General features: G+C 67.0%; 16 protein-coding genes, 3 tRNA genes and 1 other RNA gene. 3 read left to right on the top strand and 17 right to left on the bottom strand.

Features of this window, described 5'->3' with window-relative positions:
• The first annotated feature begins 1 nt into the window (after position 1).
• A complete protein-coding gene (locus QUS11_11725) occupies positions 2-1,660 on the top strand; it encodes an HD-GYP domain-containing protein (protein ID MDM7993963.1) in 1,659 nt (552 codons plus the stop codon).
• On the top strand, positions 1,644-3,200 hold the full coding sequence (locus QUS11_11720) for an HD domain-containing phosphohydrolase (protein ID MDM7993962.1): 1,557 nt from the start codon (positions 1,644-1,646) through the stop codon (positions 3,198-3,200). Before QUS11_11725 ends, QUS11_11720 begins: the two co-directional genes overlap by 17 nt.
• Positions 3,201-3,209: 9 nt before the next feature.
• Here the strand turns inward: QUS11_11720 and QUS11_11715 are convergent, their stop codons facing one another.
• The 17 genes from QUS11_11715 to QUS11_11635 all read right to left on the bottom strand — a co-directional run bounded on the left by QUS11_11715 (position 3,210) and on the right by QUS11_11635 (position 22,216).
• Complete coding sequence (locus QUS11_11715; protein ID MDM7993961.1) at positions 3,210-3,806, bottom strand: type II secretion system protein; 597 nt, start codon at positions 3,804-3,806, stop codon at positions 3,210-3,212.
• Positions 3,781-5,187 (bottom strand): hypothetical protein, encoded by a 1,407-nt coding sequence (locus QUS11_11710; protein ID MDM7993960.1) that lies wholly within the window; start codon positions 5,185-5,187, stop codon positions 3,781-3,783. Before QUS11_11710 ends, QUS11_11715 begins: the two co-directional genes overlap by 26 nt.
• A gap of 19 nt (positions 5,188-5,206) precedes the next feature.
• The gene (locus QUS11_11705) at positions 5,207-6,736 is read right to left on the bottom strand and encodes a pilus assembly PilX N-terminal domain-containing protein (protein MDM7993959.1); all 1,530 of its coding nucleotides are present in this window, start codon (positions 6,734-6,736) and stop codon (positions 5,207-5,209) included.
• An 11-nt stretch (positions 6,737-6,747) separates the two neighbouring features.
• Complete coding sequence (locus QUS11_11700; GenBank protein MDM7993958.1) at positions 6,748-10,644, bottom strand: prepilin-type N-terminal cleavage/methylation domain-containing protein; 3,897 nt, start codon at positions 10,642-10,644, stop codon at positions 6,748-6,750.
• Between the two features lie 11 nt (positions 10,645-10,655).
• Complete coding sequence (locus QUS11_11695) at positions 10,656-11,024, bottom strand: prepilin-type N-terminal cleavage/methylation domain-containing protein (GenBank protein ID MDM7993957.1); 369 nt, start codon at positions 11,022-11,024, stop codon at positions 10,656-10,658.
• Positions 11,021-11,401 carry a hypothetical protein gene (locus tag QUS11_11690; protein ID MDM7993956.1) on the bottom strand — a complete coding sequence of 127 codons (381 nt, stop codon included), beginning with the start codon at positions 11,399-11,401 and terminating at the stop codon, positions 11,021-11,023. Before QUS11_11690 ends, QUS11_11695 begins: the two co-directional genes overlap by 4 nt.
• Complete coding sequence (locus tag QUS11_11685) at positions 11,398-12,795, bottom strand: hypothetical protein (GenBank protein ID MDM7993955.1); 1,398 nt, start codon at positions 12,793-12,795, stop codon at positions 11,398-11,400. Before QUS11_11685 ends, QUS11_11690 begins: the two co-directional genes overlap by 4 nt.
• 123 nt (positions 12,796-12,918) lie before the next feature.
• Complete coding sequence (gene dprA, locus QUS11_11680; protein ID MDM7993954.1) at positions 12,919-13,800, bottom strand: DNA-processing protein DprA; 882 nt, start codon at positions 13,798-13,800, stop codon at positions 12,919-12,921.
• 65 nt (positions 13,801-13,865) lie between these two features.
• Complete coding sequence (gene obgE, locus QUS11_11675; GenBank protein MDM7993953.1) at positions 13,866-14,930, bottom strand: GTPase ObgE; 1,065 nt, start codon at positions 14,928-14,930, stop codon at positions 13,866-13,868.
• Positions 14,931-14,994: 64 nt separating this feature from the next.
• Complete coding sequence (locus QUS11_11670; GenBank protein ID MDM7993952.1) at positions 14,995-16,563, bottom strand: tetratricopeptide repeat protein; 1,569 nt, start codon at positions 16,561-16,563, stop codon at positions 14,995-14,997.
• Positions 16,564-16,646: 83 nt separating this feature from the next.
• On the bottom strand, positions 16,647-17,270 hold the full coding sequence (locus tag QUS11_11665; protein MDM7993951.1) for a polyphenol oxidase family protein: 624 nt from the start codon (positions 17,268-17,270) through the stop codon (positions 16,647-16,649).
• Positions 17,270-19,135 carry an ATP-dependent DNA helicase gene (locus QUS11_11660; protein ID MDM7993950.1) on the bottom strand — a complete coding sequence of 622 codons (1,866 nt, stop codon included), beginning with the start codon at positions 19,133-19,135 and terminating at the stop codon, positions 17,270-17,272. The genes QUS11_11665 and QUS11_11660 overlap by 1 nt, the downstream gene beginning before the upstream one ends.
• Entirely contained in the window at positions 19,122-20,828 is a 1,707-nt protein-coding gene (gene recJ / locus QUS11_11655) for a single-stranded-DNA-specific exonuclease RecJ (GenBank protein ID MDM7993949.1), read from the bottom strand. Before recJ ends, QUS11_11660 begins: the two co-directional genes overlap by 14 nt.
• Positions 20,829-20,848: 20 nt before the next feature.
• An RNA gene (gene rnpB / locus QUS11_11650) (RNase P RNA component class A) lies at positions 20,849-21,202 on the bottom strand.
• Between the two features lie 9 nt (positions 21,203-21,211).
• On the bottom strand, positions 21,212-21,940 hold the full coding sequence (locus tag QUS11_11645) for a hypothetical protein (protein ID MDM7993948.1): 729 nt from the start codon (positions 21,938-21,940) through the stop codon (positions 21,212-21,214).
• Between the two features lie 110 nt (positions 21,941-22,050).
• Positions 22,051-22,127 (bottom strand) — tRNA-Val (locus tag QUS11_11640).
• Between the two features lie 12 nt (positions 22,128-22,139).
• A tRNA-Ile gene (locus tag QUS11_11635) sits at positions 22,140-22,216 on the bottom strand.
• Between the two features lie 102 nt (positions 22,217-22,318).
• On the opposite strand from QUS11_11635, the gene QUS11_11630 reads away from it, so the two are divergent.
• Positions 22,319-22,404, top strand: a tRNA-Leu gene (locus QUS11_11630).
• Positions 22,405-22,712: the final 308 nt, after the last annotated feature.

Genomic DNA, 22,712 nt, shown 5'->3' with positions numbered 1-22,712 from the left:
CATGAGGATGCCGATCGACATGAGGGCCGTCCTCCGCATCAAGCCCTCCCTTCCCCTCGCGCTGTCGCTCGCGGTCCTGGCGGCCTCCGCCCTGGTCTCCGACTGCGTCACTCCCCTGCGGATCATACTCCTGGCCTCCACGGTCATCCTCGGCCTGATGCCCTTCTGGCGCGAGGGCGACCAGAGGCTCTCGCTCGACCGCATCCCGGCGACAGCCATGTTCGCGGCCTGCAGCCCGGAGTACGCATATCTCCTCTCCTTCTCGGCATTCCTGTTCTCGACCCTGCTCTACTTCTCCATCCGGGACAGGAGGCCGGATCTGCGGAGAGCCCTCCTCGACGCGGCGCTGTCCCCCGCGGTGACCCTGGGCCTTGCCTCGATCATGCCCGTGCGGGGATGGCTGTCCTTCGCCCTGCTCTTCCTCGGTGCAGGCGCCGGAGGGCTGCTGGCGAAGTCCGTCTCGACGAGGATGACCAGCGCCATCCTCCACGTCAGGCCCTGGAGCGTATCCTTCGCCCTGTCGCTTCCGCTGTCGATGCTCGTGTCCCATGCCGCCTCCGCGGGCGACACGGCTGCGGCCGCCGTGCTCCTCGGCTCCGCGGCGGCCTTCTCCACCCTCGCGAAGACGAGGCTGGACGCCCAGAAGACCTACGTCGAGCTCGCATCCGAGACCGCCCTGCAGAACAACCTCGCGGCCGAGCTCTCGACCGCCTCCTCGGTCGGCCAGTACATGGGTCTGCTGGAGGCGTACCTGCACAGTGCCACGGGCGAGACGACCATCCTCTCCCGCCAGGAGTCGGGGGGTTGGACGGGCTGGACCGAGAACCGGCAGCACGCGGTGGTGGACAGGTACCTTCCCCCGGCATCCGCGCATCCCCCGGGCTCGGTCGCCGAGGGCTTCCACTTCGGCGGGGCCGAGGGCACTCTCCTCGGTCTGTCGTCCTCTCCCGACATGCTGATGTTCGTACCGGGAAAGGCCGGGAAGTCTCTCGCGGCGATGGACCCCGTCCTCAGGAAGAACCTCGTTTCGCTGATCACGCACTCCTGGAAGGCGGTCGGCCACTCGATGGCCATCGAGGAGGCGTTCATAGCCGCGGCGATGATGCTAGCGAGGCTGGCCGACTCGAAGGACGACTACACCCACGGCCACTCCATCAGGGTCAGCAGGCTGAGCCAGAAGATCGGGCGTGAGCTCGAACTCTCCCCCGACATGCTGAGGACGCTGATGGTCGGCGCCCTCCTGCACGATCTCGGAAAGGTGGCGATCCCGGTGGAGATCCTCACGAAGAGGGGTCTCCTGACCAGGGAGGAACGCGGGATCATCGAGAGGCACCCCGCCGAGGGCACGAGGATCCTGGGGACCCTGGGCGGATACGACATGGTCAGGAGCATCGTGCAGAGCCATCACGAGAGGCTCGACGGGAAGGGCTACCCGCTCGGGCTCTCGGGGAGGGACATCCCCTTCCCCGCACGCATCGTGGCGGTGGCCGACACTTTCGACGCGATCACCTCGCGGCGGTCCTACCGCGAGAACAGCGACGTGAGGACCGCGGTCGACGCCATCAACGCCGGCGCAGGGACCCAGTTCGACGCCCGGATCGTATCCGCACTGGTGCGGGTGCTCGCGGGGGGTGAACCGGCCGATGGCGCAGGCGCCTGAGCGCGATCCCGGCCTGACCGTCTTCCAGGCCGTCCTGTGGCTGGCCGCGGGGCTCGCCATCCCGGGCGTCGAGCCCGGCTGGAACAGGGACATCACACTGGAGATGCTGCTGGTGACATGGGCGGTCGCGCTCGTGGCATCCTCGTTCGCATACCTCACATCAAGGGGCGTCAGCGTCACCCTGCTGCCCGCGTTCGCAGCCTTCCTCTCGACGGCCGGTTTCACGGGGGCGATAGAGGCCGCCTTCACTGCCTCGATCTTCGTGGGGCATCTCGGCTATTCGATCAGGATAGGCAGGACGAGGAGCTCTGCGCTCAGACACTCAGCACGGATGGCCATGGTATCGTGGGTGGGTCTCAGGGCGGCCAGGGCGGCCGCATCGGCCGTCCTCCCGGACCCGGAGGGGCTCCCCGCCATGGCCGGCGTGCTGGTGCTGTCGCACCTCGTGTTCGTGTTCGCAGTGGCGATCCTGAGGGGTCTCGGCGCAGGAGACAGGCTGTTCCCCGGGCTCTCCGCGATCCCCGGGACGACCCAGCGCCTGCTCCTGCCCATGGCCTTCCTCCCGCTGTTCATCCCCGCCGTGGACGACGTGCTCTCGGACATCGGCAAGGGGGGGGATCCCCTCTTCATGATCCTGGGGGCATCGGCCCTGATCTCCGCCCAGATAGCGATCACCGTATCCCTCGAGAAGTCGAAGTGGGCCAAGGGGAGATCCCTGTCGATCCAGAGGTCCCTGGCGTCCCTCTCCGAGAGGCTCTCCAGATCGACATCCACCGTCCACGCCCTCCAGGCACTCGCCCTCGAGGCCCAGGGCGCCTTCGCACCCCGCTCGGTCCGCATAGGGTACCCCGGATTCGCGGTCCTCCGTCCCTCAGGTACCGCTCCTCCGCCCGAGCCGCCCCTGACGAGGCGGGGGCGCACCGGGCTGACCGTCGAGGTCTGGGCGGACGAGATCACGGTCCTCGACAAGTCGCGTCTCGACAGCTTCATCTCCCTGACCGAGGCCGCCCTGCAGAACCTCGAGCTTGGCAAGAGGGTGTCGCTGGAGGCCTGGAGCTGCATGGAGGCGATGGTCTACTCGCTCGACCGGGCCGACCACCGCCTGTCCGGCCACAGCCGCAGGGTCGCGAGGCTGGCCGTCGAGATCGGCAGGAGGCTGGGCCTCCAGAGCGGCCTGCTGGATGCGGTGAGGATGTCCGCCCTGCTCCATCACGTCGCGCCTGCGGTTCTCGGCGCCCCGGCGGACGAAGGGTTCGACGACCAGGAGCTGAGCGCCTTCTCGCTGCCGGAGGAGGCCATGACCGGCCTCGTGGGGATGAACGAGCACTACGACGGCTCGGGGCAGCCCTCCGGGCTCTCGGCGAGCAGCATCCCCATCTCCGCCAGGATACTGGCCGTGGCCGACGAATACGTGTCCGAGCTCGAGAGGGGAACGCCCCAGACCGCGATGAGCGTCGTCAGCCTCCGGGCAGGCAGCCTGTTCGACCCCGCCGTGGTGAGCACTCTCGCATCCTCGCTCGAACTCGGCTTCGAGGTCTGACCGCCCGGATCAGAGTGACAGATTAGGAGGGCTCGCGCTGCCGGACAGGGCTCCCGCCCCGCCGGCGGTTTCGATCCGGAAGTCGATCCTGCGGATCATGTCGCACCCGGAGGCGGACGAGAGATCCTCTTCGGACAGCCGCCCGCCGGTCCCGTCGAAGTACGCGAACTCCAGCAGGAGCCCGGCGGCCGACTCGAACGAGGCCGCCTGGCCCTCGCGGATCGTGAAGCCGCCTCCCGGGCGGGGTTCGATGACGATCTCGCAGGCATCGCCCCGGCCCGAGCGCCCGTGGAAGACGATCCTGCCGACGGACGCCTCCGTGACGGGATGCGCGGCCGGCGCTCCGTCGCGGGAACCTGCCGTCTGGAGGCATGTCTCCAAGGCGTCGAGCGCGGTGCGGGCGTCCATCGATGCTTCCGCCGACTCGCCCGCCATGTCCGCAGACCTGCTGCCGGCCTGGAATAGGAGCAGCACCGCGCCGAGCAGCACTCCCATAACCGCGATGACGATGGCGATCTCGATCAGGGTGAAGCCCCGCGCGGATACCGGGGGTGATCCGGGCGCGCCCGCGCCCGGGGCGTCAGAAGAGGTCCTCGTCGATCTCATGCCCGTCGTGATCCGGGTCGGGCACCCAGGAGTAGATCTTCCACTGCTCCAGGGACGGGAAGGCGGGGGGATGCACGGAGGTCAGCCTCCCGTCGTACACGATGGTCATGTCGTAGCCGTGGGTCCCGGCGCTCAGGGCGCCCATCCTCCCCACGGCCAGGCCTCCGACGACGTTGAAGGACAGGCTGCGCCCCCCGGCGGTCGGGTCCTCGGCCCGTATCGCGCCGTCCGGTGCGCAGAGGAAGGCTTCCACGGTCAGGTGCCCGTCGGTCTCTATCTGCCACGGCGGAGGCCAGTCCGCCCCCGCATGGGAGTCGGGATCCACCGGGATGTAGATCCCCGACAGCGAGACGAGCCCCAGGGGGGCGCCGGTGAACTCCCCGGTCGAGCAGTGGATGTTCCCCATCAGGCCTATCTGACCGTTGGCCACGATCGTGAGCGGCGACGTGAGAGCCCCCGCCGTCTTCACGAGCACGTCGGAGAACGATGCGACGTAGACCAGGTCCGTCGTCGCGAGATCGACAGTGTCGCTGACGACGCCCTGTTCGGAGGAGACCAGCAGCCTGTCTCCGTCGATCAGGAGGCGCCTCGCGCCCCATATCACCTCGCCCGAGTCGGCCGCGGCCGCCCTCAGGTCGGCGAAGAGGTCTGAGAGCCTGCCGAAGTCCACCGGATCCGCGAAGGGGTCCCACGTCGGCCTGCCCTGCCTGTGGCTGGGGTAGGGCCTCACCCAGACCCTGCTGCCGTCCGGATGGGGCGAGAACCCGGTCCCGGCGTCGCAGAACCTGAAGCCTCCGCGCGAGGTCGTCGATATCGAGGCCACCCAGGGGTCGCCCGTGGAATCGGGGGAAGTGCTCGCGATGTCCACGATGCCGTTCGAGTGGACGGGGCCTTCGAGCCTCGCGCCGTCGCCCAGGATCCCGGGCGGGATGCCCATGTCCGTCAGCAGCGCGTACCGGGATGGATAGTCGGGGGCGGCCCTGACGGAGACCTCGCGGGTCATCTCGCCCGCGAGGCCCAGCGCCCGGATCTCCACGGTCCCCACGCTGTAGGGGGATCCGTTCACCACGGACGGGTCGATCACGACCCAGACCCTGTCCCCCGAGGGCAGGGCTATCCACTGGGCGCTGTCCCCGGGCATCGAGTACGGCTCCCCGGAAGGCGCCCGGTCGCCCTGCGCCAGGGTGTGGAGGGCGAGGCTCACTCCGGACTCGGCCGCGAGCTGCGCCCTCACCCTCCCCGCCCTGAACCTGTACGAGGACACGTTGGCCTGGAAGAGCACGAAGACCGCCGCCACGAGGATGGCGAGCGCCCCGGAGAGCACCACCAGGATGGCGAGCACCGCCCCGGTGCCGCCCCGCCTCCTCCTCCGGATCTCCATGCCCTTCACCTCTCCCGGCTCAGTAGAGGTCGTCGTCCAGGAGGTCGAGTGTCAGCTCGGGCCATTCCTTCCAGTAGCCGACGTCCCACCTCCCGGTCTGGGGGAAGAACGGAGGGTGCATGGTCATCAGGCGCGAGTCGTAGTAGATGACCGTGTACCACCCGCGCGTCCCGATGGTGGTGATGCCCTCGCCGTTCACGATGTATCCGCCCACGAACATGAAGTCTGCGGCAGGGTTCGGATAATTGGCGTCCTGGGCGACGAACTCCCCGTTGAGAACCATGACAGTGCAGTCGTACTCGATGTCGCTGTCGGCTACGATCTTCCACAGGGGATCGCTCAGGGGCCAGTCCGTCCCGCCTACCAGGTCTGGATCCCGCGCTATCACGAAGTCGCCGTATACGATGACGATCCCCAGCAGCGTGGTGTTGTCCATGTCGAGGATGTTCCGGTCGTGGTACTGCAGGGGTCCCAGGGTGTAGACGTGGCCGTTGCACCCTATCGTCAGGGGCTGCGTGATACCTTCCGGCGATATGGGGTCGGACCACGGCGAGTAATTGGGGTAGCTCTTGAGGTAGATCCTGTCCGTCGCCCCGTTTTCGATCCAGATCACGCGGTTCGACAGGCTCCCGATGTAGATCCTCTGCACCGGCCCTCCGTCGGAGGTGCACATCAGCAGAGTGTCGCCCAGGAGGGTGTCGCCCCTGAGGATCATCCGGGTTCCGTTGGGTACCTGGGCCGCCGTGAGGTACAGCCCTCCGCTGATGGCTGCGTCACGCGCGTCCTGCCAGTTCACCTCGTCGGGCCCGAACGGGATGGGGTCCACCCCCAGCTCGAAGTACGGCGGGCCCATCAGCATCCTCTCGATGGGCTGCACCGTGAGGTTCGAGTACTGCGGCGAGGTCTGGTGCGAGCCCGAGCCGCTGGTCCCGTAGATGTAGTAGTCGGAGGCCAGGCTGAACCTGTAGAACCAGATGTCGTTGGTGGACGATGAGCTGGAGCTCCACAGGCACACCGGCCCGTTCCCGAAGAACGGCCCGTCGAACCTGTACCCGTCGCCGTAGTACCCGTCGAGCGGCGGCTCGTTGAGGAAGGTGGCGAACCTCGCGAAGTTCTCGGGCAGCACCACTGTCTCCATGCCGTAGGTGTAGGTGGAGTCGCCCGAACCGATGTGGGCCAGCGCCCTCACGGCATACGCGTTGGAGGTGGCCACCTCGGCGTTCCGCTGGCTCGGGTCGACGAACACGCGCACCGTTCCCAGGTCCTCGCCCGGGAGGTCGTAGAAGCCCAGAGCGGGCGGCTCGGGGAGGAACTGCTCGGGGTAGGTGCCCTGCGGTATGTCGGCCCCTCCCATGATCATGTGGACGGAGAGGTTCACGCCGGCCTCGGCCGTGTACCTGGCCTGTATCCTGTCCCTGTTGTAGGCGTGGCTCCTGACGTTCACCTGGAACAGGGTGTAGACGGCCCCGGCCAGGATCGAGAGCACAAGCCCGAACAGCACCACCAGCGCCAGCGCGGCGCCTGTCCTGCGGGATCGATTCCTGATCATCGCCGTGCCTCCTACCTTGCGAAGAACTGGATGTTGTCGAGGTTCCACCCGCCGCGTTCGCCGAACGGGCCGGAGGACTCCATGAACCTTATGAAGAAGAATGCCCTGCCCAGGGTCCATGCGGCATCGAACTGCGTCGTGAGGTCGATTGCCTCGTAGTCCCATATCTCCTCTCCAACGCCGTAGTACGAACGCACGGTGACCCATTCCGAGGATGCAGAATCGGGCGGGACCTCGGTGTCGGTGAACGCCATCTGGATGAACGCGTCGTCGTTGGGGGCGTTCTGCAGGCACTTGAACACCTGCACCGCCACACTGTCGTAGGCGGCCTCGTCGGGCATCGGGTAGGGGGGCGAGAGGAACCAGGCCCATTCGCCCGGGCTGTAGAAGCCGTCGTCCGTCAGGTCCGTGCCCGCGATCGACGTCCCGTTCTCCGACGTCAGGGGCGGATCGACGCTCAGCACGACCGGGGTGCCTATCTCCCAGTCGTCGAGATCCCCGCCGTGAGTCCACGCCCCGGCGCTGCCCTCGGTGCCCATCTCCGACGGGGTGAAGATCATCTCGCAGTCGTTGAACGAGCTGCCGTTGTTGAGCGGCACGGAGGCGTCCGGATTGGTGCCGCCCTCGACCACCAGCTCGCCGTCGGTGGTCACCAGCCTGATGTTGGGCCTGTTGTTGTAGAGCAGCAGCAGGATCGGGTCGACAAGGTCGCTCTCGGCCTGGCGGCACCTGATCTCTCCGCCCGTGCTGCAGAGCCAGTCTATCTCGCTCGCGGTCCAGCCGGCGTCGAGCTGTTCGATCTTCAGGTAGAGGTTCTCACCGGGGGACAGCACGAACGGGTTCTCGAGCGCCAGTGTGTTCCATCCCCCGGTGCCAACGGTGAAGGGCACGGCGGAGCCCACCTGGACCATCGCGGCCTTGTCCCATTCGCCCGCCGATGCGAAGGAGCTGTCGGTGCCCGAGGACATGTACACGTCGCACAGGTAGTTCCAGGCGGCGGGCACGGTCTGGGCCTGGAACTGGATGGAGGAGATCTGGTAGCCCACGGCCTGGCCGTGGACCAGGAAGTTGTCGATGAGCCATCCCGTGTTCGTGGTGGAGCCGTCGGAGCCGAACACGAACCTGAACCTCACGGTGTGCCCCTTGTAGGCGTCGAGGGCCACCCTCTCTATCCGGGGGCTGTTGATGTCAGTGCCGCCGAAGATGCGAATCCCTGATCCGCCTGGGAAGTTCGCGGTGGAAGTGTAGTTGTAGAGCAGCCCAGACGAGGCGGTCAGGGTGGTCCAGACCCCTCCGTCGACGGATATCTGGACGTACCCGCCGTCGTCGCCGTTGCCGGCTTCGGCCAGCATCCTGTGGCTGAACTCGAACACGGGAGCGTCGATCCAGTCGGGCACCGATATCGAGGGGCTCTGCAAGAAGCAGTAGGAGTTGTTGCTGTAGTTGCTGCCGGAGGAGGTCTGGCTCACCCACGAGTCGGCGAAGGCCGGGATGATGTTCTTGAAGTTCCAGTCGTCGACCCTGTTCATGGCCATGCGGCCGTGGCGCCAGCCGTCGGCGACGGTGCCCGGCCTCAGGACCGTCACCTCGACGTCGTCCCACAGGCGGCCGCCCGATCCCGGCATGGTGCCGGAGCCGGACTGGCTGAGAAGGACCCTGTAGTTTGCAGCGAACGGATAGGAGTTGTCCCTGGCCGCCTGGTCGAGGTCGATGGAAGTCGACGCCCAGGAGGCCGACCCCGCGCAGGTCCCGATCGGGGAGTACGTGCTGTCGCCGTATGCGGTGACGGTGATGTCATCGAGCGAGATGCCGTCGTTGGCATTGATGGCGGTGGCCCTTCTGCTGCCATACCAGCCGAATGCCACGTAGAGCGGATCGGGTACGACCGCCGGCGCCGCGAACGCGGCGTTCCTGGTGTACCATGTGGAGTTGTCGAAACCGCCGGGGTTGAGGTAGTAGAGGAGGGTCGGAGGGATGTAGGCCCCGCTGGAGTTCCAAGCGACGAAGTCCGCGTTCCAGCCCGGGGCCCCCCCGGCGTCGGATCCGTCCGAATGATCGTGGAACCTGTAGGAGATCACGATGGCGTCGCCCGCGGAGACGCCCGCGGTCGGGAAGGACAACCTCATGCGCTCGGAGCCGGCTGTGTAATCAACGTTGGCATCCATCGTGACGAAGTAGCCGTTGCCTCCCCAGCCCGCTGTGTTCAGGTACCTGTACCTGCCTCCGGTGCCCGAGAAGGTGACGCTCGCGGGGATGCCGGACTCGAAGTCTACGGATGCCAGCTGAGTAGCGGTGAAGTCGTTGAAGAACACGCCGTCGGCGGAGTCTGCGGCGCCCTCCCCGCTGTAGGACCGGTAGGTGAGCCTCAGTTCGTCTGCGTACTCGTCGAATGCAGAGAGGTCGAGACCCAGCGAGGCGAGGTTCCTTGTTTCGGCCCCGGCGGCGGACCTGTCCATCCGGAGGGAGTTGTTGTAGATGTCGATCCTGCCGCCCCCGAGGGGCGCCATGATCCAGTTCGAGGCATAGCCTCCCGTGAACTGGTCGATGAAAATCTGCGTCGTGTCGGTTCCCGCGCCGGGGACGATGTCGTCGCTCCAGACGATGATGTCCTGGGCCGTGGCCTGCGGGCCCTCGAAGTCCTCGAGCGTGGTGATGGGCGTGCCGAGGTAGCCCTCCTCGTCCATCGCGAGCCACTTCACGATGTTGAAGAACACCTCCCACCCGCGCTCGGTGTAGCTTCGGCTCTGCCACGCGCTGAAGTGTACGCGGCGCAGGCTGTCGGGCACGAGTTCGAGGTTGGTGGCGTATACGCCCGAGGAGTCGGAGAACGTTCCCGGATTCAGGTAGAGGGTGTCGCCGAGCACCGGGGTCATGCCGGTGAGCACGGACTGGTACCCGTTGGTCATCGCCTCGTACACGTCGAACGTGCCGGTGAAATGTGCCGGGGGGCCGAACTTCACGACGGTCATCTGGTCGTTCTGTATCTCGCCGTAGGATGTGCCCATCGCGAAGAGGTCCACCGCGTCCTGGGCCGACAGGGTGATTGTCGGCACGGGCAGGTCGGCGAAGAACGTCGGATAGGCGCCGTTGTAGTGCGATCCGCCGGGGATGTGCCTGAGGATCAGGGCGTCGACCTCGGTGTAGTCGTAGCCGATGAGCTGGTCGTCGGTCAGTTCGCGCACCGTGTATCCCCAGTACTGCAGCCTCGTGCTGAACTCGTCCTCGTCGACGGTGGGGGCGGGATTCAGGCTGTCACCGCCGACGTTGAGGACGATGAGGCCCCTCATGGGCTCGGGGGGCCAGAACATCGGATCGATGTTGTGGTTCACCCCGAGGTTCCGGGGGGAGACCGAGGTGTGCAGGATGGTCTGGAGCACGTTGTCGCCGTGGATGGACGTGAGGATCAGCGTGATCCTGACGTGCCGGATCATGTCCCTGGAGGTGGAGTCGATGGGGAACGGGATCTGGCTGCCCCCCTCGTCCAGGTAGACGTACTGGAGCGAGGTGACGTCGTTTCCGACGTTCTGGGTCCTGCTCCCCTCGTCGGTGATCCTCACCTGGTCGTTGATCCGGGTGATGTGCCTGTAGTCGGTGGGCTCGAGCGAGGCGGACTCGTCCAGGTCCGCGTAGAAGGACATCGAGTCCGGGGTGGCCTTGGTGATGGGGTGCCACTCGTCGTTGTCCCATCCACCGACGGGCATGTAGCCCGCCCAGATGATCTCGTTGGACACCCTGTCCAGGATCATCCTCGCGTCCATGTCCAGCTCGTTCTGCTGGCGGGCGAACTCGAAGTGCTCGGTGCCGCTGATGAACATCATGAAGACGCCGGCCATGATCACGCCGAGGACCACGATCACGATGGTCACCTCGACGAGGCTCATGCCTCTCCTGGTCTCGTTTGCTTTCATCCCGACCACCCCTAGAAGACGGTGCTGAGTGAGAGGGAGTCGGGGCCGTTGGCCCCGGTCCACACCACCAGGCACTGGACGAGCCTTGCGTTCGAGAGCAAGGGGAATGGAGAGCTGACGATCACGTACTTCGAGAACTTGTCCGTCACCTCGGGGCCGATGGAGCCGTCGGCCACGGTGTCCATGCTCACCGAGCGCATCTCCTCGATGCCCATGCGGGCTATCTCGAGGGCCTGCGTCTTGTCGTCCATGATGACGGACTGAGTGATGATGTGCCCGAAGAAAGAGCCGATGCCCACCACGAGGACGGCGAGGATCAGGCTGGCTATGAGCACCTCGACCAGCGTGAAACCGCCCCTCGCTCCGCAGGGACTCCTCATCTCCATTCCGCTCCTTTCGATTCCACGAAACGCCTCTCGAGGGTGACGGGTCCTCCCGAGGGACCGGTCACCGTCACGATGACTGTCAGATCGATGAAGGAACCGCCCGAATCCTCCGATACGAGCCTTGTGTCTATCGAGTATTCCCTTCCGTCCACTTCGACCGTCCGGCTGCCCGGAGCCACGGAACCGGGCCCCGATTCGGCGTCCGCCATCTCGTCGGCCGCGATGACGAGCGAGGAAGCCCTGCAGGATACCGACTCCTGGCCGTCCGAAAACGCCTTCACGGACACGGCGAGCGCCCCCGTCACGACGATCAGGATGGCGGAGGCCAGGACGGTCTCGATCAGGGAATAGCCGGCCCGGGAGTCCGTCATGCGCCGCCGGTCCTCACCGAGAGGGCTCCGCTGCCGTCCATGTAGACGGGGACGAACAGCGTGTCGATCCTCGTGCTGCCCTGCTCCTCCAGAGTGGAGAGCCTCCACAGCGAGCCCGTACCCTCGCCTTCCACGGGGTCGAGCACGACGGACAGCGAGCTGCCGTTCCAGATGACCGCGTCGGGCGGGCCGCCGTCGATGTCTGCGAAGACGGGCCTGCCTTCCGCGAGCAGCATCGATTCGCCGCTCGCGCAGGATGCGATGCGGAGACCGCCCGCGTCACCCGCCACACAGTTGCAGTCCTCATGGAGGAGACCGGTCCAGCGGGGTCCCGACAGGGCGGCCACGGGATCGAGGCTCTGGAAGCCGGACCAGCCCAGGCGCCTCCATGTGCGTCCGGAGGCGCCTTCCCAGCATACGACGAATCCCGACGAAACCCTGCTGAAGCCCCATGCCGCGGGAGAGGCCCCGGGGACCGAGTCGGAGAATACCGTTCCCGAGGCGGTGAAGCAGGTTATCCTCGAGGAGGAGACGGCCGCCAGGTCGTCAGCGCCGTCCATGTCCGCATCGCAGCGCACGATGGAGTAGGGGCCCTCCCCCGCTTGCACCGGCGTTCCGGCGCAATCGAGCCCGAGGGCTGCTTCGAGGGCGGAGCCGCCGGTGAGCAGGGAGCCGTTGCGGAGTATGGCTGTGAAGGGGCCGTCGGCCCGGTAGATCACGACCGCAGGCATCCCGTCGAGGAGCCCTGCCTCGGCGGCCGTCCAGGCGGATCCCGGGGCCGGGGCTGCGCATCTCGTCACCGAACCGTCGCGTGCGGTGAAGAGCACCGAAAGCTCGGGACCTGCCGTGATCACCGCGAAGAGGTATCCGGATCCGGAGCCCGTTCCGGCGATCACGGATCCCTCGGGGGCGCAGACGGGAGGGAGCTGCTCGAACCCGCGGCCGGACGGATCGAAGACCCTCACTTCCAGCGAATCGCCCGAGGGCGTGAGGAGACTGATGGAGCCGTCGGACGCGACGAAAGCGGTGCCGGCCGGGAATTCCCCGATCGTGACGGAGGCGGGAGGTACGGGGGCGGTCGACAGGAGATCCATCCGGGTCGAGAATCCCCCCGATTCGAAGCTCGTCCCGTCCAGATCGCGCGGCTGGAGCCCTCCCCCGGAGAGGGACCACGCCAGCCATTCGCCGGCGCCGGCGCTCGTGAGACCGGCCTGGGCCGCCCTCTCCCGGGCGGTCTGCCCGCTCCTCATCCTGCCGACGTAACCCAGCAGGAGCAGGGCCGACAGCATCACCACCGCCGCCGCCGCGGAGGCCAGCACCAGCATGGCCCCCCTGCGGCCCGCATCGTCGTCCGGGCGGATGAACGGGTCCTTCATGTCAGGGTTCATGTTCATGCCCAGCATGGGAGCAAGGAACCTGCCACCCTGCGGTGTCGCAATAATCAATTCTACGTGATGTATTGCGTCATGGAATCCGGGGTATCGAGCAGCAGGGGCGACGCGGGTGTAAAGCGCTCTTTACGGAAGGGTGTAGAATCCGCCGGGGCGGCGTACGATCCGGCCCGACATCTCGAGCATGAGCAGGCGGGCCTGCAGTTCGGGAGCCTCCATGCCCGTCGATCCGGCGAGCTCGTCGAAGTGGGCCGGGCCCCTCGTCAGGGCGTCAGTCACCGGGTCGCCGCAGGAGGCCTGCGGATCCCCTCCGGAGGACGGCTCGTCTGTGATGCCGAGAGACTCTAGGATGTCGCCGGGGCATGTCGCGACCATGGCGCCCTCCCTGAGGAGCCTGTTGGTGCCCCGGGAGCCGGTGCGGGTGATCTCGCCGGGGACGGCGAACACGTCCCTGCCCTGCTCGAGCGCGGCGTCGACGGTGATCATGGTGCCGCTCCTGTCGCCGGCCTCGACGACGACCAGAGCCCTGGAGAATCCGCTTATCAGCCTGTTCCTCCTGGGGAAGTTGAAGGCCTCGGGCCGGGTGCCGGGCGGGAATTCAGTCACGAGGGCGCCGTTCGCGGCGATCTCCTCGGCGAGGCCAGCGTGTTCACGCGGATAGACCACGTCGATGCCGCAGCCGAGAACCGCAATCGTGGACCCGCCGACCTCGAGGCAGCCCCTGTGGGCTTCGCCGTCGATGCCCCTGGCCATGCCGCTGACGATCCCCACCCCCCGAGACGCGATGCCCGAAGCGAGGGCCCGCGCGGCGCGCAGGCCGTACTGGGATGCCCTGCGCGAGCCTATCACGGCGACCGAGGGGATCGAGGAGAAACGGCCGAGGTCGCCCCTGAGGAAGAGGATGGCCGGCGGATCGGGGATGTCGTCGAGTATGGAGGGGAACTCTGGAGATCCGGCATGCACGATGCCGCTGCCGGTGCGCTCGAGGGCGGAGGCGGCCTTCAGCACGGCTTCCTTCGGGGGGCCGCTTCCGGGGAATCTGGAACCCAGACTGTCGAGTGCTTCGGAAGGGGTCAGGGAGGCGAGCAGCCTTCGGAGCAGGACCCGTCCGACCCCTCTTGCGAGGGACAGGGCGACGAGAGCCTCGAATTCCTCGTCTCCGACACCGCCCGGGCCAGGACCTCCAGGAACCGTGCCACCCCCTCTCCCGTCGCCGCGCTGAGGGCGATCGTGCCTTCCGGCATGCCTTCGAGTTTATCCCGGACTCCCTCCGGGGTCAACACGTCGGTCTTTGAAAGGACGATGATCTCCCTGGCGCTCCAGGAGTCTCCGTAGGCCCTCATCTCCGACCTGAGTATCCTGAGCTGCTCCATGGGCGTCTCCCCGAGGTCCGGAGCGAGCACGAACACCAGGATCGCGGTTCTCTCGGCATGGCGGAGGAACCTCAGGCCCAGGCCGGCGCCGTCGGAAGCCCCCTCGACCAGGCCCGGGAGATCCGCGACCACGAAGTCGAACCCCTCCCCCATGCGTACGACGCCGAGGCAGGGATGGAGGGTCGTGAAGGGGTAGTTCCCTATCTTCGGCCTGGCTCTGGACACTGCCGAGAGGAGGGTGGACTTGCCCGCGTTGGGGAGCCCGACCAGCCCTGCGTCGGCAATGAGCTTGAGATCCAGGATCAGCTTCCGCTCGACACTCCTGCCTCCGGGCGTCGCGAACCTCGGAGTCTGCCTGGTGGACGTGGCGAATCGTGCGTTTCCGCGGCCCGGCACACCGCCCTCCGCGACGATCAGTGTCTGCCCGTCCTCGACCAGGTCGCCCAGGCGCTCTCCCGTCACTGCGTCGGTCACGACGGTGCCCGGCGGAACTGGCAGCAGGAGGTCGCTCCCGTCACGCCCCGTCATCCGGTTGCCTCCGCCCTGCGCTCCGCTCGCGGCCTTGAAGACGGATCCGCCCCTGAAGTCGAGCAGTGTGGAGAGGGACCTGCGGACGACGAGTATCACGCTGCCGCCACGCCCGCCGTCGCCTCCGCTCGGGCCGCCCTTGGGCACGAAGGCCTCGCGCCGGAAGGCGACGATCCCGTCGCCCCCCCTGCCGGAGGCTACGCGGATTTCGACCCTGTCTACGAATCTCGATTCCAGGGCGTCCCCCCGAAGCAGGCCGCCCCAGCCGGGCGGGCTGCGGCGGCCGCCTGTCCGGACATTGTTACTCGCTGTACCTGCGGACCCTGTCTATCTTCTCCTCGCACAGGGCTATGGCGTTCTGGGCGGCGGCGACCATCTCCTGGGCCTGGCCGCTCCTGTAGCCGGTGACCTGGTTGAGGTAGGAGACTGCCGTCCCGAGGTTCTGCACGGCCTCCTCCCAGACGGGGATGTTGGAGGCCACCAGTTCGGAGACCTGGGCCTGCCGCGTCCCGCTCTGGTAGTAGAAGGCGCCCACCATGTAGTTGGCGACCGGATCGTTGGGATAGGCGCTGTGCAGCCTGGAGAAGACCTGCTGCATCGAGCCGTACTGCCCGCCGTCGCGGTAGATCGTGGCGAGCATCATGTAGGCCTGCCTGTCGCCCGATGAGGAGATGATGGACTCGAGGCGGCTGATGGCCGAGGAGCTCCTTCCGGCCGCGGCCTCGAGCTGGGCCGTGTAGAGCGCGAGCTGCATGTTGTCGGGCTGCTCTTCGAGGACGAGTATGGCGTTGTCTGCTGCCTCGGCGTGCCTGCCGGTCTCCGAATAGGCAGATACGAGCTTCAGCCTGAGGTTGGCGAACTCCGGATGAGCCGCCAGGACACCTTCGAGATGAGGGATCGCGGCCTCGTAGTCACCGAGCTGCTCGTACAGCAGGCCGAGCGCATAGCGCGCCTGCAGGTTCTGGGGATTCTGGGCCAGGGCGCTCTCGAAGCTGTTCACGGCCTCGTCTATCATGCCCATGGCATTGAACGCGGAGGCCAGGCCGACATAGGCCGAGGCGTTGTCGGGATCGGCCTCGATGGCCTGCTCGAAGTAGGTGCGGGCCTGCTCGGGCAGGTCGTTGCGGAGGCTGATCTGTCCGAGCCCGGCGAGGGCCTCGGAATTGGCGGGGTCGGCTGCGAGGATGGTGCCGTAGATCTCGCCGGCCCTGTCGACGGAGTCGACTTCGGCCTTCATGTAGATCGATGCGAGCAGGATGTTGGCGTCCAGCAGCGCCGGATCGACCGAAAGGGCCTGCTTCAGGGAGGTGATCGCCATCGGCCAGTTCTCGGTGCTGATGTGGTACTCGGCCATGTCGAGGGAGTTCTGCGCGCGCTGCCCGACTTCCTGCGAGATGGAGGCGACCATCTGGCCCGCGAGGGTCGAAACGGCGTCGCCGTTCTTGATGACCGTCGAGGGCTGGGGGGTCACGGTGCTGCCCGAGCCGACTATCCCGATGTTCCAGGAGACCGTGTAGTTCCCTGCGCCTGCGTTCGAGACGAACCCGTAGACCACCAGGTCCGCTCCCGCCGCCGATGCGGCCTGGCAGGCGATGTCGGGCGGGATGCCGTACTGGAAGTCGCTCGAACTGAAGCCGAGGTCGGAGGCGGCGTCCTCGAAGTCGCCGCCGGAGATGAAGGTGTACCCGGAGGCTGCTCCTATCTCGGATTCGAGGTTGTCGAGCAGCTTGTCGCTTATCCAGCGGCCGTCGGAGTCTCCGTAGCCGAACGGGGCCACGGCGACCGAGGTCTCGCCCGATGCGTCGGATGCGATGGCCTGGCTGCATGCGAGGAGAGGGAGACAGAGCCCTATGAAACTGATCCTTAACAAGATATCCTCCTCCCGGATGGTCCGAGAATCATGGTTGAGCTTGGAATATGCCCGCGCCCGGGCTCCGGATCAACCTCGGTATTCTACCCTTCGAGCCAGGCGATGTTTCGCAGACCGGTCCCGTCCCTCCTGAAGGAATGGAACATGTCGGGCCTGCACATCGTACAGGGTCCCGAATGCATGATGGCGCACGCCAGTCCGGCGGCCCTCGCCTGGGACACGAGCGCGGCGCGGAGATCGAGCCTCCCTTCGGGATGCTCCCCGCCCGAGCGGTCGACGACCAGCTTCCTCACATTCCCGCCGACGCCGTAGCAGGAGGCGCATATGCACGGTCCGGCGACCGCCAGCTCCGGCTCCTCGGGGAACGCCCTCACGATGGCTTCGACGGCCCCGGAAGCGAGCCCCCGCCAGCCCGCGTGCACCGCTCCCAGGAATCCCCGCGAGGCGATGAAGAGGGATGCGCAGTCGGCCAGCTTCAGAGCGGGCCTGCCCTCCCCCCTGCGAAGGATCATGCCGTCCGCCTCCTCCCCGCCCTGCGGATCCCGGACGATCCTGGCGCCGTGAACCTGTCTGAGGAACACCATCCTGCCATGCCCCGTATCGCGGAAGGCGCAGGTCCCCCTGACGTGGAACGCACAGCCGGCCGCGAGGGGCGCGTCCAGCCGACCGCCGGGCCCGGGCATGGGGAGTGGTGCTGCAGTGTCCATCAGCCGCGGTCCGCCCCGGCGATCGACCGTGCGAAGGCCAGGGCCTCGTCCGGCGCGACCCCCCTGAAGGCCGGCAGGGAACGCATGATCAGCCGGCCGTACGAGGACGAGCTCAGCCGCCTGTCCAGGATCACCACGACCCCCCTGTCCCTGGAGGATCTGATGAGACGCCCGACTCCCTGGCGGAGCCTGATGACCGCGGATGGAAGCATCAGGCCCATGAACGAGCTGCTCCCGTCCTCCTCCATGGCCTTCATCCTGGAGGCGGTCCAGGGATGGCCCGGCGAAGGGAAGGGAAGCCTGTCGATGACCACCGCCTGTAGCATGTCGCCGGGGAGGTCGATCCCCTCCCAGAAGCTGGATGTCCCGAAGATCACCGCACCCGGATCGCTCCTGAAGGACTCCAGGATGGCCCGTCTCGAAGCCTCTCCCTGCACGAGCATCCTCACCCCGGGGGGCAGCGACCCGCGCGCGGCGGAGGCGGCGAGCTGGAGGTTCCTGTTGCTCGTGAACAGGAGCATCGTCCTCCCCCCGAGGATCGAGGCGAGATCGCTCCCCCACCTCCAGGCCTCGCCGGCCAGGGCGCCGTGTTCGTCGGGATGAGGGAGGCCGGGGGGACAGGTTATGACCGCCTGGTCGGCATAGTCGAAGGGGCTCCCGAAGTCGCACTCCCCGTCGCGTTCGCCGAGCCCGAGGCGGGAAGCCATGTAATCGAAGCTCCCGCCCACGGAAAGAGTGGCGGAGGTGGCGATCACCACCCTGAACCTCGAGAAGACCTCGGACTCGATCAGCCTGCCGGGATCGAGCGGTACCGCACGTATCCTGGGACGTCCGCCCTCGGCTTCGAGGAAGATGCTGTTCTCGTCGATCGATGCCGCGAGGAGCGAGTCGCATGTCGCGGCTATCTTCCGGCAGGCCGCGGAAGGTCCGGCGAGGCCCTCCGCCCCGGCCATGGAAGCCCCCAGTGAGGAGGCCTCCGACGACACGGCCTCCAGATCCTCCCTGTGCTCCTCCGGGATCCAGTGCGCGGTTTCGGCCGGCCTGCCCAGGAGCCCCTCCATCAGGGACGTGACGATCCGGGCTGAGGAGAGCCAGCCGGCCTTCTCCGTCAGAGGGGAATCGCTCCAGGCGATGCCGTCGATGACCGGCATCATCATGCCTGCCGACAGGGTGAGGCCCATGCATTCCGCAGCGGCGTCCTCGAGCCTGTGGGCCTCGTCAACGATCAGCACGTCGGAGTCGGGCAGGATGTCCTCTCCCTGGGAGGCGGATACGAGCAGATGGTGGTTGACGACGAGGATGTCGGCCCTGCGGGCCTCTGCCCTGGCCTTCATCAGGAAGCAGCCGGCCCTCGCCGGGCAGGAGGGCCCGAGGCAGTCGAGGGAATCCGACCTCACCCTCGACAGCGCGGCGGGGTCCGGTTCGCCGGGCAGTTCGGAGAAATCCCCCGAAAGGGTCTCTTCAGGCCATTCCCCGAGGTCGGCCGGGATCTCGGAGGGTGGCATCGACCTCCACTTCCTGAGGCAGAGATAGTTCCCCCTCCCCTTGAGGAGCGCGGTCCCGGCAGGGATCGAGAGCAGCCCCGCCACGTCGGGGATGTCCCTCAGGAAGAGCTGGTCCTGGAGCGTCAGGGTGGCGGTGGAAATCATCGTGCGTCTGCCCGACAGCATGGAGGGCACCAGATAGGCCAGGCTCTTGCCCACCCCCGTGCCCGCCTCCAGGATGTACCGGCCCCCGTCCTCGATGGATCTGGAAACAATCAGGGCCATCGCGGTCTGCCTCGGCCTCCGGCCGAACCTCCCGGCCGACCCGCCCTCGAGGCCGTGGTCGAAGAAGCCGGCCACGGCCTCCTCAAGACCTTCCATCGGACCTCCTGGAGGGCCTGACGTCCTGGAGATGGAGCCTGAGCTCCCTCCGGCCCCTGAACTCGTCGATCCTCAGGCAGTATGCGAGATCGAGCGAACCCTGCTCCGGACGCTCGAGCCCTCCCATCCCGAATCCTATCGCCCTGAGCTTCCTGCCTCCGATCGAGAACGAGCAGCTCAGGTGCCTGCCGCCCCCGACCCTGCTCCACTCGACGGGCCTGGCGTCACCCGTGATCCAGACCGGCTCCTCGTTGCCCTCGCCGAAGGGTTCCATCCTCGAGAGCTCCCTGGCCAGATCCATGGTCAGGTCATCCTCCGACAGCCTCCCGTCCAGCAGCACCGAACCGGCATCCGGGCCCTCCGGCAGCCTCGCACGGACCTCGGCGTTGAACCTGGCCCGCAGCTCCCCGAGGTCGGATGCCCTGAATTCGAGCCCGGCGGCTCCGGCGTGGCCGCCGAAGTTCCCGAGCATGCCGCTCATGGAGGAGAGGATCTCGAAGAGGTTGATCCCGGGGACGCCCCTGGCGGAACCCCTCGCGCCGCCGTCCCGGTCCAGCGCGCAGAGGACGACCGGCCGGCCCTCCTCCGACGCAAGCCTGGAGGCGGCTATCCCTATCACGCCCTTGTGCCATTCCGGCGAAGCCAGGAAGAGAGCCGGATCGCCCTCGAAACCGGCCGAGAGCCTGGCGGCCTCCTCCGTCACCTTCCGGTCGAGGATCCGCCTGGCGTCGTTCGTCCTCTCCATCTCGTCAGCGGCTTCGACCGCCTCCTCGAACGAATCGGCGAGTAGGAGTTCGAGCACGGGGGCGGCAGAAGCGATGCGCCCGCAGGAATTCAGCCTTGGGCCTATCCGGAACGAGACATCGGTTCCGGTAGTGCCCTCCAGATCGAAGCCCGCCCGGGCGGCCAGCGCGGAGATGCCCGGCAAGGCTCCATTCCTGAGCATCTCGAGTCCGAGTCTCGCGATGATCCTGTTGTCACCCGAGAGCGGGACGATGTCGCAGATCGTTCCGATGCACGCAAGGGCGATGGATCTCCCGGGCATCCCGGGAGTCCCGGTCATCTCCGAGAGAGCCCTTCCGAGCAGGAAGGCGGTGCCCGAGCCCGAGAGGGACGCCCAGGGGCAGGAATCTCCGGTACGGCTCATGCGGGGGTCGACTATCGCCGAAGCCTTCGGGAGTTCGGGGCCGGGTTCGTGGTGGTCGGTGACCACCGTCCTGATGCCGGCCGATTCGAGGGCCGCGACCTCGGCACAGGCGTTGATGCCGCAGTCGACCGTGACCAGCGTTCCGGCCCCGGTCTCCGATGCGATCTCGACGGCCCTGCCGCCCAGTCCGTACCCTTCCTCCATCCTGTCGGGGATGTGTATGGAGGGTACAGCCCCGGCCGCCTCGAGCGCCCCGTGCATCACGGCCGAGGCCGTCAGCCCGTCGGCGTCGAAGTCGCCCCAGATCAGCACCCGGCTTCCCCTGGAGGCGGCTTCGGCCAGGATCGCGGCTGCATCACGCATGCCCGGGATGGAGTCCCAGTTCGAGAGGTCGTCGATCGAGGGTGAGAGAAAGCGCCCGAAGCCGGCGGGATCGTGCCCGCGTCGAGCCAGGACCAGGGCCATGGGCAGAGGCAGGCCGTGATCCAGGGCTAGACCCGGATCAGGATTCGGACGCTCTGGATTCCGTGCGGTCCACCTCTTCATGGGTCCGCTTGCTCGGGAAGGGGCAGGGTCGGGCTGTAAGCCGGGTTCTGTGCCATGAGGCGGCAGCCATCCATCTGGGACTCCGGTCTCCCGGAGCCTCTAGCGGCCTACCCGGAGGTCGAGGGAGCGGGCAGCTCCCTGTCCCGGAGGACTCCCTCCCTATTGGGCCTTGCACCGGGCGAGGCTTGCCTTGCGAACCGGGTTGCCCCGGTCCCGGTGGGCTCTTACCCCACCTTTTCACCCTTGCCGCCGGGCGGCGGTTTCGTTTCTGTGGCGCTTTCTTTCCGTTACCGGAACCGGGTGCTACCCGGCGCCCTGCCCTACGGTGCCCGGACTTTCCTCCCCACCGAGGGGGCGGCTGCCCGCCCGGCCCTGCCTTTGCCCTAAACTCCCTCGGCGGGCGGCCGGTTCCCGTCGAGATCGACTACGTATCTGCCGCAGATCGGACAGGAATACGAGACACCCTGGCCGATCTCGACCGCATTCTGAGGAGGGACATTGGTATGGCAGCCGCCGCACGCGCCTCTGACCAGGCCGACGACGGCGCTCGATCTGCCCGACACCCTGAGCTGCTCGTACTTCCTCAGGAGTCTCACCGACACCTCTGCAGCGCGGGCCGTCCTGTCCCCTTCGAGCCTCGAGATCTCCTCCCGAAGCGATCTCTCGCGCTCCGCCAGGAGTTCCTTCTTCTTCGAGGCCCGTTCGGTGTATCTGTCGAGCTTCTTCCTCGCCTCCTCGATGGAGCCGCGGGTGCCGTCCTCCTCGTACATGAGTTCGAGCGTGCGGCTGTCGATGTCGTCGATCCTCTTCTCCACATATGCGATCTGTTCGAGCATCGCCTTGTACTCGGCATTCGTCCTCAGCGAGAGGAGCTTCGTCCTGTATTCGGCGAGCTTCTGGCGAGCCTCTGTCTTCTCGCTCTCGCATTTCTTCTGGGCCGACGCCAGATCGGCGAGCCTGCTCTCCACGCCTGCGAAATCGTTTCTTGCGGCAGCCAGTTCGGCCTCGACGATGGACAGTTCGCCCGGGATGCCGGCGAGTTCCGCCCTCTCCCTGTCCAGCAACAGGTCCACTTCCTGCAGCATCAGGAGACCCGAGAGAGAGCCTTCCAAATTCAGCCTCCGGGGGGATGCGAAAAGGGGTGTGCCCGGAGGCACACCCCGCCGTTCGTCCCGGCATGTCGTTCCGGGATCACTCGGAGCCCGGACATGGCGGGAAAGAGTGGTGGGCGGGACAGGAGTCGAACCTGCGACCCCAAACGTGTGAAGCTTGTGCTCTAGCCAACTGAGCTACCCGCCCTTCGAGATGATCTGGTGGGCCCACCTGGACTCGAACCAGGGACCGACCGGTCATGAGCCGGTGGCTCTAGCCAACTGAGCTATGGGCCCCTGGCCGGGGCGAAACTACACGGAACCGGTCCCCGGTGTCAAGAAATGCGTGTTGACCGCTTCCCGCGCCGCTCCTACATTCCCGGCACACGACGGATCGGTGCCGGAGTGGCGGAACGGCAGACGCGGTGGACTCAAAATCCACTGTCCGCGAGGGCGTGAGGGTTCGATCCCCTCCTCCGGCACCACGGTTATTCCCGCGTCCGCGGGAATAACCTGGCACGGCAGCGGCTTGCCAGTGTTCCGATAACCGGAACGGCAAGCCGCGAGAGTGCCCGGAGCGTACTTCCTCAGGCTAGAATCCGGATTCGCGTCCGCGGATCCGGCACGCATACCCGCAGAATCCCTGCGGGATTCTTCTGTAATGCTACCCGTCGATTCCGAGGAACGAAATCGATGACCTGCGAGAGCGCTTACGGGCGGCCGGACGCAGGTGTCCCGGCCGCGATGCGAGTCTGTCTCTTATACACATCTGACGCTGCCGACGAGTTCCGAA

Origin of the sequence: Candidatus Fermentibacter sp., from assembly GCA_030373045.1 — a bacterium.
Taxonomy (GTDB): Bacteria; Fermentibacterota; Fermentibacteria; order Fermentibacterales; family Fermentibacteraceae; genus Fermentibacter.
Note: the sequence above shows the minus strand (reverse complement) of the source record. Positions and strands in the feature narration are given on the sequence as shown.